Raw genomic sequence first — 12,688 nt, forward strand, 5'->3', positions numbered from 1 at the left:
ATGTCGCACGAGATTCCGAAACGGACCAGGGTGGGAAGCTGTTTCGTTCGCTCCTTGTGAAAACGCGGGCCTGCGCCCAGCCTTGCGGTGCGATGCGCGTTGCGCATCCCGCGCGACGGCTTCCAGCCGCGGCGCGTTTAGGCGCGCGGCGCCGGTCGCAAGCGCACCGTCTGCGCGCCCCAGAAGCGGGTGACGGTCTCGATGCGCAGCGACAGGGTCGCGCTGAGCGCGTCGAGCACCTTGCCGATGTCGTCCAGCGGATAGGAACCCGACACGCGCAACTCCGCCACGGCCGAGTCGCAGGTGATCGCGTGCGGGCTGTAGAGGTTCAGCTCGGCCACGAAATCGGCCAGCCGCATGCCCTTGGCGACAATGAAGCCCTCGGTCCAGGCAGTGCCATCCGGATCGGCCGGCTGCCACGCGCCCACGCCTGCGGCGGTGAAGCGGGCATGCTGGCCCGCTTGCAGCACGGTGGAGCGCCCGGCGCCACCGGTCGGCGTGATGCGCACCGCGCCTTCGTAGACGGCCACCTGCGTCGCACCGTCGACCAGCCGCACCGTGAAGCGCGTACCCAGGGCCTGCGCCTTGCCATGCTCGGTTTCCACAAGAAAGGGCCGCGCAGCCTGTTCCTTGGCCGTGGTGACGAGCACTTCGCCCGCGACGAGTTGCAGGCGCCGCTCGGCGGGACCGTAGGCCACGTTGACGGCGCTGGCGGTGTTGAGGATCAGCACCGTGCCGTCGTCGAGCACCAGCGCGCGGCGCTCGCCGTGCTGGGTGCGATGGTCGGCGACCCATTCGCGCCAGCGAGTCTGGTCATGCGCCGCCCAGGTGGCGCCACCGGCGAACAGCAGTGCGGCCAGCGTGTTGACGGCACGTCGCCGCGCTGGGGACCGCGGCGGCGTCAGGCTGGCATGCGTGACGGCAGCGCGCAACGGTTCCGCCAGCGGCCCAAGGCGGCTGAAGACCCGGCCGTTCACCACCTCGATGCGCCGCCACGCACGCTCGTGATCGGGATGCGCCGCACGCCAGCGCAACCACTCTTCCTTCAGCGCGGGCGCGACCTCGGGCGCCTGCAGTTCGACGAACCATTCGATAGCGCGCCGTGCGACCGCCGGTGCGATCGGGGTCTCCGGCGCCCCCGCGACCTGTGCACGGACCATCGGCGGCGAGGTTGCCGTCATCGTTTCAGCCCGGCAGCGCGTCCGCAAAGTAGCAGTGTGCGGCAGCTTTGACGAGATAGCGCTTGACCGTGGTGACCGAGACTTCCATGGCTTGCGCCACTTCGAGATGGTTGAGACCATCGAGTTGCGTCAGCAGGAAGCAGCGCTTTACCGGCGGTGGAAGGCCGTCGAGCAGGCGGTCGATCTCGAGCAGCGTCTCCAGCAGGATCGCGCGCTCCTCCTCTGACGGCACCAGCGCTTCAGGCACTCGGGCCAGAGCGTCCAGGTAAGCGCGCTCCAACTGCTGCCGGCGCCAGTGACTGATCACCGCCCGCTGGGCCGCGATGGTCAGGAAGGCGCGTGGCTCCTGCAAGGCCAATGCGACCTCGCGCTCCAGCAAGCGCACGAAGATGTCGTGGGCAAGATCCGCTGCCGTAAAGGGATCACCCAGCCTACGGCGCAGCCACACCTTCAACCAGCCATGGTGGTGAGCGTAGAGGGACTCCACATCCCTGTGGAGCGGGAGCGCGATTCCAGCGACGGTCATGGCGGCTTTCCGGACTGGCGGCGGAACAGGGTGGGCAACTCAAAAGATAATGTGAATTGTTCTCATTATAACATCGATACTGCGCCGAAAGCCTTGGCAACGGCCGCGGCGGCAAGCTTCTTCGCGGTCCCGATCTAGACCGGCGCGCCGTAGAGCAGGACCTGTGCGTAGGCAAATCCCGCCGCCAGTGACAGCCCGCGCTCAACGCCATAGCCAAGCACGGCTCGAAGTGGGATCCGACGCTTCATCGAGCTTGACCGTCAAGACGGTTGCTCAGACGGGCGGCCGCACGGGTCGCCCGCCTACAATTCGTGGCTCCATGTCCATTTCCCCGATTCCCGAACTGGTCGCCGAGCTGGCCGCCGGCCGCATGGTGATCCTCGTCGACGAGGAAGACCGCGAGAACGAAGGCGACCTCGTGCTCGCCGCCGACCACGTCACGCCCGAGGCGATCAACTTCATGGCCAAGTACGGCCGCGGGCTGATCTGCCTGACGCTGACGCGCGAGCGCTGCGAACGCCTGCAGCTCGTGCCCATGGCCGCGCGCAACGGCCAGAAGACCGGCACCGCGTTCACCGTCTCGATCGAGGCCGCCGAGGGCGTGAGCACCGGCATCTCGGCGGCCGACCGGGCGCGCACCGTGCAGGCCGCGGTGGCGCGCAACGCCAAGGCGAGCGACCTGGTGCAGCCCGGCCACATCTTCCCGCTGACCGCGCAGGACGGCGGCGTGCTGATGCGCGCCGGCCACACCGAGGCCGGCTGCGACCTGGCCGGCATGGCCGGGCTGACGCCCGCCGCGGTGATCTGCGAGGTGATGAAGGACGACGGCACGATGGCGCGCCTGCCCGACCTGATCGAGTTCGCGCGCGAACACCACCTGAAGATCGGCACCATCGCCGACCTGATCGAGTACCGCAGCCGCAACGAGACGCTGATCGAGCGCGCCGGCGAGCGCAAGCTCACCACCGCGCAGGGCGAATTCGACTGCATCGCCTTCCGCGACCGCACCGGCGGCCTGCACCTCGCGCTGACGCACGGCCGCTGGACGCCGGCCGACGAGGTGCTGGTGCGCGTGCACGAGCCGCTGTCGGTGATGGATCTGCTCGACAGCGGCGCGAGCCGCCACTCCTGGCCGCTGCCGCGCGCGCTGGCCGCCATCCGGGCCAGCGAACGCGGCGCGGCGCTGCTGCTGAACTGCGGCGAGAGCGCCGCCGCGCTGCTGCCCAAGCTCAGCGGCGCGGCGCCGGCCGAGCGCGCGCCGGCGCGCGCGCAGATGGACCTGCGCACCTACGGCGTCGGCGCGCAGATCCTGCGCGACCTGGGCATCGCCAGGATGCGCCTGCTCGGCAGCCCGCGCCGCATGCCCAGCATGACCACCGGCTACGGCCTCGAAGTCACCGGCTTCATGGCCGCCCAATGATTTTTTCGGAAACCGACCACCATGCAGGACGCTGACAAGGGCCAGGCTCTCGAGTTGAACGGGCAGGACCTGCGCATCGGCATCGTGCAGGCGCGCTTCAACGCCGGGATCACCGATGCGCTCGCGCGAAGCTGCATCGCCGAGCTGAAGGCGCTGGGCGTCAGCGAGCGCCACATCCGCCACGTCAGCGTGCCGGGTGCGCTCGAAGTGCCGCTGGCGCTGGCCGCGCTGGCCGAGAGCGACGACTACGACGCGCTGGTGGCGCTGGGCTGCGTGATCCGCGGCGAGACCTACCACTTCGAGCTGGTGGCCAACGAGAGCGGCGCCGGCGTCACGCGCGTCTCGCTCGACCTGCAACTGCCGATCGCCAACGCCATCCTCACCGTCGAGAACGAGGCGCAGGCGCGCGCGCGCGCCGACGAGAAGGGCCGCGACGCCGCGCGCGTGGCCGTCGAGATGGCCAACCTGCTGGAAGACCTGTCGTGAGCGACGCACCGGCCAGGAAGAAGGCGCGCGCGCCCTCGGCGCGGCGCGGCGCGCGCGAACTGGCGCTGCAAGGCCTGTACGAGTGGCTGATCGGCGGCGCCGACGCCGGCGTGATCGACGCCCACATGCGCGAGCAGGACGGCTTCGCGAAGTGCGACGCGGCGCACTTCGATGCGCTGCTGCACGGCTGCATCGCCGAGGCGGCGGCGATCGACGCGGTGCTGGCGAAACACGTCGACCGCAAGACCACCGAGCTGTCGCCGATCGAGCACGGCGTGCTGATGATCGGCGCCTACGAGCTGAAGCACTGCGTCGACGTGCCCTACAAGGTGGCGATCAACGAGGCGGTGGAACTGGCCAAGAACTTCGGCGGCACCGACGGCCACAAGTACGTCAACGGCGTGCTCGACAAGGCCGCCGCCGAGCTGCGCCCGGCCGAGGTCGACGCGGCGCGCGCCGCGCGGCGCTGAGGCGGCATGCTGCGCACCGCCGCGCGGCTCGATCACATCGAGCCCTTCTACGTGATGGAGTGCGCCAAGGCGGCCGCCGAGCTGGCGCGCTCGCCCGCGTGCGCCGACAAGCCGATGATCTTCCTGAACATCGGCGAGCCCGACTTCACCGCGCCGCCGCCGGTGCGCGAGGCCGCCGAACGCGCGCTGCGCGGCGGCCGCACGCAGTACACCGAGACCACCGGCCTCGCGCCGCTGCGCGAGCGCATCTCGCAGTGGTACGCGCGGCGCTTCGGATTGCACGTCGCGCCCGAACGCATCGTCGTCACCGCCGGCGCCTCGGCGGCCTTGCAGCTCGCCTGCCTGGCGCTGGTCGAGCGCGGCGACGAGGTGCTGATGCCCGACCCCAGCTACCCCTGCAACCGCCACTTCGTCGCCGCCGCCGACGGCGTGGCGGTGCTGCTGCCCACCGGGCCCGCGCAGCGCTTCCAGCTCGACGCGGCCGGCGTCGAGGCGGCCTGGGGCGAACGCACGCGCGGCGTGCTGCTGGCCTCGCCGTCGAACCCGACCGGCACCTCCATCGACCCGGCCGAGATGGGCCGCATCGTGCGCGCGGTGCGCGAGCGCGGCGGCTTCACGATCGTCGACGAGATCTACCTCGGCCTGAGCTACGACGAGCGCTACGGCGCGAGCGCGCTGGCGCACGGCGAGGACGTGATCTCGATCAACAGCTTCTCGAAGTATTTCTCGATGACCGGCTGGCGGCTGGGCTGGATGGTCGTGCCGCCGGCGCTGCTGCCGGCCGTCGAGAAGCTGGCGCAGAACCTGTTCATCTGCGCCTCGACGGTGGCGCAACACGCCGCGCTGGCCTGCTTCGAGCCGGAGTCCATCGCCGAGTACGAACGACGCCGCGCCGAGTTCAAGGCGCGCCGCGACCTCGTCGTGCCGGCCCTGAACGCAATGGGCCTGAACGTGCCCGTGCTGCCCGACGGCGCCTTCTACGCCTGGGCCGACTGCTCGGCGCATGCGGGCAGCAGTTGGGACTTCGCCTTCGACCTGATGCGCCGCGCCCACGTGGCGCTGACGCCGGGGCGCGACTTCGGCCGCCACGGCGCCGAGCGCTGGGTGCGGCTGTCGTATGCCAACTCGCTGGCGCAGCTCGAGGAGGCCATGGCGCGGCTGCAACAGGCCCTCGCCGCCGGCCCGTGACACCCGCACGGGGCCGCGCCGGTCTTTGGTGAAAAGCTGTTACCAAGCCTGCTGCGTTGGGGGTTTTTCACGCTCGACGAACCAGCCCCTGGTCTAAGCTGCCGAAGTGACCTCTCCGAGCCCCGTTCCGCAGCGCGCGGCGTCCGGCCCCGCGCCCGCCAGCCCGCCCGCCACCCCCGAATCCGTGCGCTGGAGCGACACCGACATCGGTGCCCCGCCCGGCCCCGCGACGGCCTTCCGCACCAACGTGCCAGCCAAGGCCGACGAGAGCATGCCCACCATCGGGCACATCGGCCGCTACGCGCTCAAGTACAAGATCGGCGCCGGCGGCCTGGGCACGGTGTACGCCGCGCACGACCCGCTGCTGTCGCGCCTGATCGCGATCAAGACCCTGAACCTGGAGATCGCGCCCGAGGAGCGCGAGGCCTTCAACGCGCTGTTCCTGAACGAAGCGCGCGCCGCCGGCGGGCTCTCGCACCCGCACATCGTCACGGTGTTCGACGCCGGCGTCAGCGACGACAGCGCCTACATCGCGATGGAGCTGCTCAAGGGCCGCGACCTGCGCCAGCTCCGCCAGGAAGGCTGGCGCCCCACGCCGGTGCAGGCCGCCACCATCGTGCGCCGCGTCGCCGACGCGCTGGCGTATGCGCACAGCAAGGGCGTGATCCACCGCGACATCAAGCCGGCCAACATCTTCATGGTCGGGCGCACGCAGCCGCGCGTGCTCGACTTCGGCATCGCGCGCATCGCGCACCAGCACGACGGCACCGGCGACATCGCCGCCGGCTCGCCCTACTACATGGCGCCCGAGCAGGCGCGCCAGCAGCCGGTGGACCGGCGCGCCGACGTGTTCTCGCTCGGCGTGGTGCTGTACGAGTTGCTGACCGACAAGAAGCCCTTCACCGGCAAGACGCTCAGCGAGATCACCGGCGCGGTGCTCGACCACAAGCCGCCGCGCGCCGACGAACTCGACGCGGGCGTGCCGGCGGCGCTGGCCGAGATCGTCGCGCGGGCGATGGAAAAGGACCCGGAGCACCGCTTCCGCTCGGCGCGCGCGCTGTCGCGCGAACTGCGCCACTGGCTCGACGAGAACGCCGGCACCGCCGGCGGGGCCGACAGCCTGCCCGACGAGGCCGCCCCGGAAGCGCCGCAGCGCCGCCGCAGCGCCGTCGTGATCGCCGCCGGGCTGGTGATCGGCCTGCTGGCCGGCATGGGCTGGCTGGCGCTGCGTGGCGGCTCCGGCGAGCCGGCGCCCCGCGCCGTGCCGGCCGCCGTGGCAACGCCGGCACCGGCGCCGGCACCGGTCAAATCGCAGACGCCCGCCGCCGCGCCGCCCGTGGTGGCCGCCGCGCCGGCGGCATCGGCCGTGGCAGCCAAGATGCCCGAGGCGACCGAGGCGCCGGTGGCCACCGCGCCGCCGCCCCCACCCGTCGCGGCGCCCGCCCCGCCGCCGGCCGCCCAGGCCCCGGTGCGCGCCGCCGCCCGGCCCGCGCCGACCCGGGCCGCGCCGCCGAAGGAAGCCGCGCGAACGGCGCGCGAAACGCCGCCGGCGAAGAGCCCGGCCACCGGCACGGGCAGCGTGCGCATCGCCGTCAGCCCCTGGGGCACCGTCGAGGTCGACGGCGCGCCGGTGGGCACCGCGCCGCCGCTGAACGAACTGACGCTGCCCGAGGGCAGGCACCAGATCGTCATCCGCAACGCCGACTTCCCGCCCTACAGCGCCAGCATCAACGTCGCGCCGGGCCAGACGGTCAACCTCAAGCACAAGTTCGGATCATGAGCCGTTCCCGCCTCGCCGCCGCCCTTCCCGCCGTCGCGCTGGCCGCGCTCGCCGGCTGCGCGCAGATGCCCGCCGCGCCGGCGCCCGGCCTGCTCGACATCACCGAGCGCCCGGCCGAGAAAGCCTTGCTGGCCGGCATGCGCGCCTACGACGACGCGCAGTACGCGCAGGCCGAGAAGCAGTTGCAGGCCGCGCTGCAGGCGGGCCTGGCCTCGCCGCGCGACCGCGCCGCCGCGCACAAGCTGCTGGCCTTCGTGCTGTGCACCAGCAACCGCGCCAGCGAGTGCGAAGCGCAGTTCCGCGCGGCGCGCGACGCCGACCCGGCCTTCGCGCTGTCGAAGTCGGAAGCCGGCCACCCGCTGTGGGGCCCGGTGTACCAGCGGGTGCAGCAGCGATAATCCGGGCTTGGCCCGAGAAGACACCCCCTCCACGCCGTTCCGCCACACGCTGCGCGTGTACTGGGAGGACACCGACGCCGGCGGCGTGGTGTTCTACGCCAACTACCTGAAGTTCTTCGAGCGCGCGCGCACCGAGTGGCTGCGCGCGCTCGGCTTCTCGCAGCAGCGCTTGCGAACCGATACAGGCGCGATCTTCGTCGTCGCCGATACTTCGGTGCGCTTTTGCCGGCCGGCGCGGCTGGACGACCTGATCGAGGTCAGCGTCGAGCCGCGCGACATCGGCCGCGCCTCGATGGCGCTGCACCAGCAGGCCTGGCTCGGCGGTGGCGCGCCCGGCGGGCCGGCGCTGCTGGCCGAGGGCCACATCCGCATCGGCTGCGTCGATGCCGGAACTTTCGCCCCCCGGCGCATCCCGAACGCCATCCTCGACGCACTGACATGAACCAGGATTTCTCCATCTTCACCCTCGTGATGCACGCCAGTTGGGTGGTGCAGCTCGTGATGGCCGGCCTGCTGCTCGCTTCGCTGGCGAGCTGGACGGTGATCTTCGGCAAGCTGTTCGGCCTGAAGCGCGTGCGCGGCGACAACGAGGAATTCGAGCGCGAGTTCTGGGCCGGCCGCAACCTCAACGAGCTGTACGCCGACGCCGTCAAGCGCGGCAACGAGGGACGCGGCGCACCGATGGAGCGCATCTTCGCCTCCGGCATGCGCGAGTTCCTCAAGCTGCGCGAGCGCCGCGTCAGCGACCCCGGCGCGCTGCTCGACGGCGCGCGCCGCGCGATGCGCGCCAGCTTCCAGCGCGAGATCGACGCGGCCGAATCCAACCTCAGCTTCCTCGCCTCGGTGGGCTCGGTGAGCCCCTACGTCGGCCTGTTCGGCACGGTGTGGGGGATCATGCACGCCTTCGTCGGCCTGTCGAACATGCAGCAGGTGACGCTGGCCACCGTGGCGCCCGGCATCGCCGAGGCGCTGGTGGCCACCGCGATCGGCCTGTTCGCGGCCATTCCGGCGGTGATCGCCTACAACCGCTTCGCGCGCGACATCGACCGCATCGCGATGCAGCAGGAGACCTTCATCGAGGAGTTCTCCAACATCCTGCAACGCAACGCCGGCGCGGCGCCGCCGCCCCAGCCGGTCACACCGGCCGCGGCGCAGATGCACGGCGGCTTCACGCACTCTCGCTGACATGCCCGCCGTCGCCGCCCGCGGCACGCGCCGCCGCACCATCGCCGAGATCAACATGGTGCCCTTCATCGACGTGATGCTGGTGCTGCTGATCATCTTCATGGTCACCGCGCCGCTGATCACCACCGGCGTGATCGACCTGCCCACGGTCGGCAAGGCGAAGAAGGCGCCCGAGCACGTGATCGAGGTCATCGTCGCCGGCGACGAGGCGCTGAAGATGCGCGTCGACGGCAAGGACGAGCAGCCCGTCGCGCTGCGCGGCCTGGCCGCGCGCGTCAAGCAGGTGCAGGGCGGCAACGCCGAGACGCCGGTGGTGATCTCGGCCGACAAGGCGGTGAAGTACGAGGCGGTGGTCAAGGTGATGGACACGCTGCAGCGCGCCGGCGTGCAGCGCGTCGGGCTGTCGGTCAAGAGCAGCGGGGCCTGATGCGGCGATGAACACCGCCACGCTGTCGCGCGACGCGCTGATCCCGCGCCGGCCCGATCGTGTCGGCCGCGGGCTGGCGATGGCGCTGGCCGTGCACGCGCTGCTGCTGATCGCGATCGCCTTCGGCGTGAGCTGGCGCTCCAGCAACCCGGCCGGCGTCGAGGCCGAGCTGTGGGCCGCCGTGCCGCAGATCGCCGCACCGAAACCCGTCGCGCCCGAGCCGACGCCGCAGCCCGTGGTCAAGAAGGTCGAGCCGCCGGTGCCCGCGCCCAAGGTGGAGACGCCGAAGCAGGAAGACGCACAGATCGCGATCGAGAAGGCCAAGCGCGAGGAGCAGAAGCGCAAGGAAGAAGAGCTCAAGCGCCAGCAGAAGGAGGAACAGCAGCGCAAGCTCGCCGAGGCCGAGAAGCTCAAGAAGGAGCAGGCCGAGCAGAAGAAGCGCGAGGCGGCCGAGGCGGTGGCGGCCGAGAAGCGCCGCGAGGAAAACCTGCGCCGCATGATGGCGCAGGCCGGCGACGGCGCGCCCAACGCCACCGGCACCGCCGCCAGGACCGCCGGCCCCTCGGCCAGCTACGCCGGACGCATCAAGGCGCGCATCCTGCCCAACATCGTATTCCCCGATTCGGTCAGCGGCAATCCGCAGGCGACCGTGGAAGTGAAGGCCGCATCCGACGGCACCATCATCGGCCGGCGCCTGATCAAGAGCAGCGGCGTGCCGGCCTGGGACGAAGCGGTGCTGCGCGCGATCGACAAGACCGAAGTCCTGCCGCGCGACACCGACGGGCGCGTGCCCTCCTCGCTGGAGATCAGTTTCCGGCCGCGCGATTGATGATGGGGTGGAGCGGCAAAGGGCCGCCAGCGGTTCAGCACGCCAGGCGGGGCCGCAGCCCCGCCCCCGCGCGAATTCAGTTCGCCTGCGACAACTGATCCAGGATCGCCGGGTTCTCCAGCGTGGAGGTGTCCTGCGTGATCGTCTCGCCCTTGGCCACCGAGCGCAGCAGGCGGCGCATGATCTTGCCCGAGCGCGTCTTGGGCAGGTTGTCGCCGAAGCGGATGTCCTTGGGCTTGGCGATCGGGCCGATCTCCTTGCCGACCCAGTCGCGCAGCTCCTTGGCGATGCGCTTGGCTTCCTCGCCGGTCGGGCGCGGACGCTTCAGCACGACGAAGGCGCAGATCGCCTCGCCGGTGGTGTCGTCGGGGCGGCCCACCACGGCGGCCTCGGCCACCAGCTCGGTGTGCGACACCAGCGCCGACTCGATCTCCATCGTGCCCATGCGGTGGCCCGAGACGTTCAGCACGTCGTCGATGCGGCCGGTGATGGTGAAGTAGCCGGTCTTCTCGTCGCGGACCGCGCCGTCGCCGGCGAGGTAGTACTTGCCCTTGAAGTCGTCCGGGTAGTAGCTCTTCTTGAAGCGCTCGGGGTCGCCCCAGATCGTGCGGATCATGCCCGGCCACGGCTTCTTGACGACCAGGATGCCGCCCTGGCCCCAGGGCACGTCGGCGCCGGTCTCGTCGACGATCGCGGCCTGGATGCCCGGCAGCGGCAGCGTGCAGGAGCCCGGCACCAGCGGGGTCACGCCCGGCAGCGGCGTGATCATGTGGCCGCCGGTCTCGGTCTGCCACCAGGTGTCGACGATCGGGCAGCGCCCGCCGCCCACGTTGGCGTGGTACCACTCCCAGGCGGCCGGGTTGATCGGCTCGCCCACGGAGCCCAGGATGCGCAGGCTCTTCAGGTCGTAGCTCTTGGGGTGCACGGCCTCGTTGGCCTCGGCGGCCTTGATCAGCGAGCGGATCGCCGTCGGCGCGGTGTAGAAGACGGTGACCTTGTGGTCCTGGATCATCTTCCAGAAGCGGCCGGCGTCGGGGTAGGTGGGCACGCCCTCGAAGACGATCTCGGTGCCGCCCAGCGCCAGCGGGCCGTAGGTGATGTAGGTGTGGCCGGTCACCCAGCCGATGTCGGCGGTGCACCAGAAGACGTCGTCGGGCTTGAGGTCGAAGGTCCACTTCGTCGTCAGCGCCGCGTGCAGCAGGTAGCCGCCGGTGCTGTGCTGCACGCCCTTGGGCTTGCCGGTCGAGCCCGAGGTGTAGAGCAGGAACAGCGGGTGCTCGGCCTCCACCCACTCGGGCTCGCAGGTCTCGGACTGGCCCTTCAGCAGCTCGGCCAGCCAGACGTCGCGCCCGGCGTTGAACGGGATCTCGCCGCCGGTGCGCTGGTGCACGACGACCTTGCGCACGGCGTCGCAGCCGCCCAGCGCCAGCGCCTCGTCGACGATGGCCTTCAGCGGCAGGTGCTTGCCGCCGCGCACCTGCTGGTCGGCGGTCAGCACGGCCACGGCGCCGGTGTCCTCGATGCGGTCGCGCAGGCTTTGCGCGCTGAAGCCGCCGAACACCACCGAGTGCGTGGCGCCGATGCGCGCGCAGGCCTGCATCGCGGCCACGCCTTCGATGCTCATCGACATGTAGATGACGACGCGGTCGCCCTTCTTGATGCCCAGCGACTTCAGCGCGTTCGCGAACCTCGACACCAGCGCCAGCAGCTCGCGGTAGCTGACCTTGGTGACCTCGCCGCCGTCGGCCTCGAAGATGATCGCGGTCTTGTCGCCCAGGCCGCGCTCGACGTTGCGGTCCAGGCAGTTGTACGAGGCGTTCAGCGTGCCGTCCTCGAACCACTTGAAGAACGGCGCGCCGCTCTCGTTCAGCACCTTGGTGAAGGGCTTCTTCCAGCTCAGCAGCTCGCGCGCGTGGCGAGCCCAGAAGCCCTCGTGGTCGGCGTCGGCCTCGGCGCACAGCTTGTTGTAGGCCTCGATGCCGGAGACGTAGGCGTTCTTCACGGCGGCCTCGGGCGGCGGATAGAGATGGCTCGAGCTCATGGTGTCTCCTCGACGAATGGTTGCTTTGTGCGGGACATTAGGCAGGGGCTCTTACGAAGGCCTGACGCCCCGGCGCGCCGCCACGACCGCCATGCTACGCACCCTAGAATCCTGCGGCAAACCCGAACCCGCACCGAGCACACCCCCATGGCCGCTTCCGACCCGCCCCTGATGCCCTCGCCCCAGCGCCCGCTGCCGCGGCTGATCTTCGCCAGCCGCTGGCTGCAGTTGCCGCTGTACCTGGGGCTGATCCTGGCTCAGGCGGTGTACGTGTTCCACTTCTGGGTCGAGCTGGTGCACCTGATCGAAGCCGCCTTCGGCAACGCCGACGCGCTGGCCAAGCTGGTGGGCAGCATCGGCTACAAGAGCGACGTGGCGCCGACCGCGCTGAACGAGACCATCATCATGCTGGTGGTGCTGGCGCTGATCGACGTGGTGATGATCAGCAACCTGCTGATCATGGTGATCGTCGGCGGCTACGAGACCTTCGTCTCGCGCCTCGACCTCGAAGGCCACCCCGACCAGCCCGAGTGGCTCAGCCACGTCAACGCCTCGGTGCTGAAGGTCAAGCTGGCCACCGCGATCATCGGCATCAGCTCGATCCACCTGCTCAAGACCTTCATCAACGCCGCCAACTACAGCGACAAGGTGCTGCTGTGGCAGACGGTGATCCACATCGCCTTCCTGTTCTCGGCGCTGGCCATCGCGCTGGCCGACCGGGTGATGGTGCACGCCGGCGCCAGCGCCGAGCACTGAG

Annotated in this window: 14 protein-coding genes; 11 read left to right on the plus strand and 3 right to left on the minus strand. The window is 70.8% G+C overall.

Going from position 1 to position 12,688, the window contains the following annotated elements:
• Nucleotides 1-137: 137 nt before the first annotated feature.
• Together QM792_RS14245 and QM792_RS14250 are read right to left on the minus strand one after the other, a co-directional pair.
• Complete coding sequence (locus QM792_RS14245; protein WP_415150762.1) at nucleotides 138-1,181, minus strand: FecR domain-containing protein; 1,044 nt, start codon at nucleotides 1,179-1,181, stop codon at nucleotides 138-140.
• Between the two features lie 4 nt (nucleotides 1,182-1,185).
• A complete protein-coding gene (locus QM792_RS14250; RefSeq protein ID WP_415150763.1) occupies nucleotides 1,186-1,707 on the minus strand; it encodes a sigma-70 family RNA polymerase sigma factor in 522 nt (173 codons plus the stop codon).
• Nucleotides 1,708-2,026: 319 nt separating this feature from the next.
• Between QM792_RS14250 and ribBA the strand changes: the two genes are divergently transcribed.
• The 10 genes from ribBA (at nucleotide 2,027) to QM792_RS14300 (ending at nucleotide 9,890) form a co-directional block, all read left to right on the plus strand.
• Entirely contained in the window at nucleotides 2,027-3,127 is a 1,101-nt protein-coding gene (ribBA, locus tag QM792_RS14255; protein WP_415150764.1) for a bifunctional 3,4-dihydroxy-2-butanone-4-phosphate synthase/GTP cyclohydrolase II, read from the plus strand.
• A gap of 21 nt (nucleotides 3,128-3,148) precedes the next feature.
• A complete protein-coding gene (gene ribH, locus QM792_RS14260; RefSeq protein ID WP_415150765.1) occupies nucleotides 3,149-3,613 on the plus strand; it encodes a 6,7-dimethyl-8-ribityllumazine synthase in 465 nt (154 codons plus the stop codon).
• Nucleotides 3,610-4,083 carry a transcription antitermination factor NusB gene (gene nusB / locus QM792_RS14265; RefSeq protein ID WP_415150766.1) on the plus strand — a complete coding sequence of 158 codons (474 nt, stop codon included), beginning with the start codon at nucleotides 3,610-3,612 and terminating at the stop codon, nucleotides 4,081-4,083. Before ribH ends, nusB begins: the two co-directional genes overlap by 4 nt.
• Before the next feature lie 6 nt (nucleotides 4,084-4,089).
• A complete protein-coding gene (locus QM792_RS14270; protein WP_415150767.1) occupies nucleotides 4,090-5,271 on the plus strand; it encodes a pyridoxal phosphate-dependent aminotransferase in 1,182 nt (393 codons plus the stop codon).
• A gap of 106 nt (nucleotides 5,272-5,377) precedes the next feature.
• Nucleotides 5,378-7,051 (plus strand): serine/threonine-protein kinase, encoded by a 1,674-nt coding sequence (locus tag QM792_RS14275; protein WP_415150768.1) that lies wholly within the window; start codon nucleotides 5,378-5,380, stop codon nucleotides 7,049-7,051.
• Nucleotides 7,048-7,449 (plus strand): TssQ family T6SS-associated lipoprotein, encoded by a 402-nt coding sequence (locus tag QM792_RS14280; RefSeq protein WP_415150769.1) that lies wholly within the window; start codon nucleotides 7,048-7,050, stop codon nucleotides 7,447-7,449. Before QM792_RS14275 ends, QM792_RS14280 begins: the two co-directional genes overlap by 4 nt.
• Nucleotides 7,450-7,456: 7 nt before the next feature.
• Nucleotides 7,457-7,891: a tol-pal system-associated acyl-CoA thioesterase gene (gene ybgC / locus QM792_RS14285; RefSeq protein ID WP_415150770.1), complete on the plus strand. Its 435-nt coding sequence runs from the start codon at nucleotides 7,457-7,459 to the stop codon at nucleotides 7,889-7,891.
• Complete coding sequence (tolQ, locus tag QM792_RS14290; protein ID WP_415150771.1) at nucleotides 7,888-8,634, plus strand: protein TolQ; 747 nt, start codon at nucleotides 7,888-7,890, stop codon at nucleotides 8,632-8,634. Before ybgC ends, tolQ begins: the two co-directional genes overlap by 4 nt.
• A gap of 1 nt (nucleotide 8,635) precedes the next feature.
• Nucleotides 8,636-9,061 (plus strand): protein TolR, encoded by a 426-nt coding sequence (gene tolR / locus QM792_RS14295; RefSeq protein WP_415150772.1) that lies wholly within the window; start codon nucleotides 8,636-8,638, stop codon nucleotides 9,059-9,061.
• A 7-nt stretch (nucleotides 9,062-9,068) separates the two neighbouring features.
• The gene (locus QM792_RS14300) at nucleotides 9,069-9,890 is read left to right on the plus strand and encodes an energy transducer TonB (protein WP_415150773.1); all 822 of its coding nucleotides are present in this window, start codon (nucleotides 9,069-9,071) and stop codon (nucleotides 9,888-9,890) included.
• Between the two features lie 76 nt (nucleotides 9,891-9,966).
• On the opposite strand, the gene acs is transcribed toward QM792_RS14300, so the two are convergent.
• Nucleotides 9,967-11,931 carry an acetate--CoA ligase gene (acs, locus tag QM792_RS14305; protein WP_415150774.1) on the minus strand — a complete coding sequence of 655 codons (1,965 nt, stop codon included), beginning with the start codon at nucleotides 11,929-11,931 and terminating at the stop codon, nucleotides 9,967-9,969.
• Nucleotides 11,932-12,078: 147 nt separating this feature from the next.
• Here acs and QM792_RS14310 point away from each other — a divergent pair, with 147 nt between their 5' ends.
• Complete coding sequence (locus QM792_RS14310) at nucleotides 12,079-12,687, plus strand: TIGR00645 family protein (protein ID WP_415150775.1); 609 nt, start codon at nucleotides 12,079-12,081, stop codon at nucleotides 12,685-12,687.
• The last annotated feature ends 1 nt before the right edge of the window (nucleotide 12,688 follow it).

The organism is Piscinibacter sp., assembly GCF_047600445.1.
In the GTDB taxonomy this organism is placed as follows: domain Bacteria; phylum Pseudomonadota; class Gammaproteobacteria; order Burkholderiales; family Burkholderiaceae_C; genus Piscinibacter.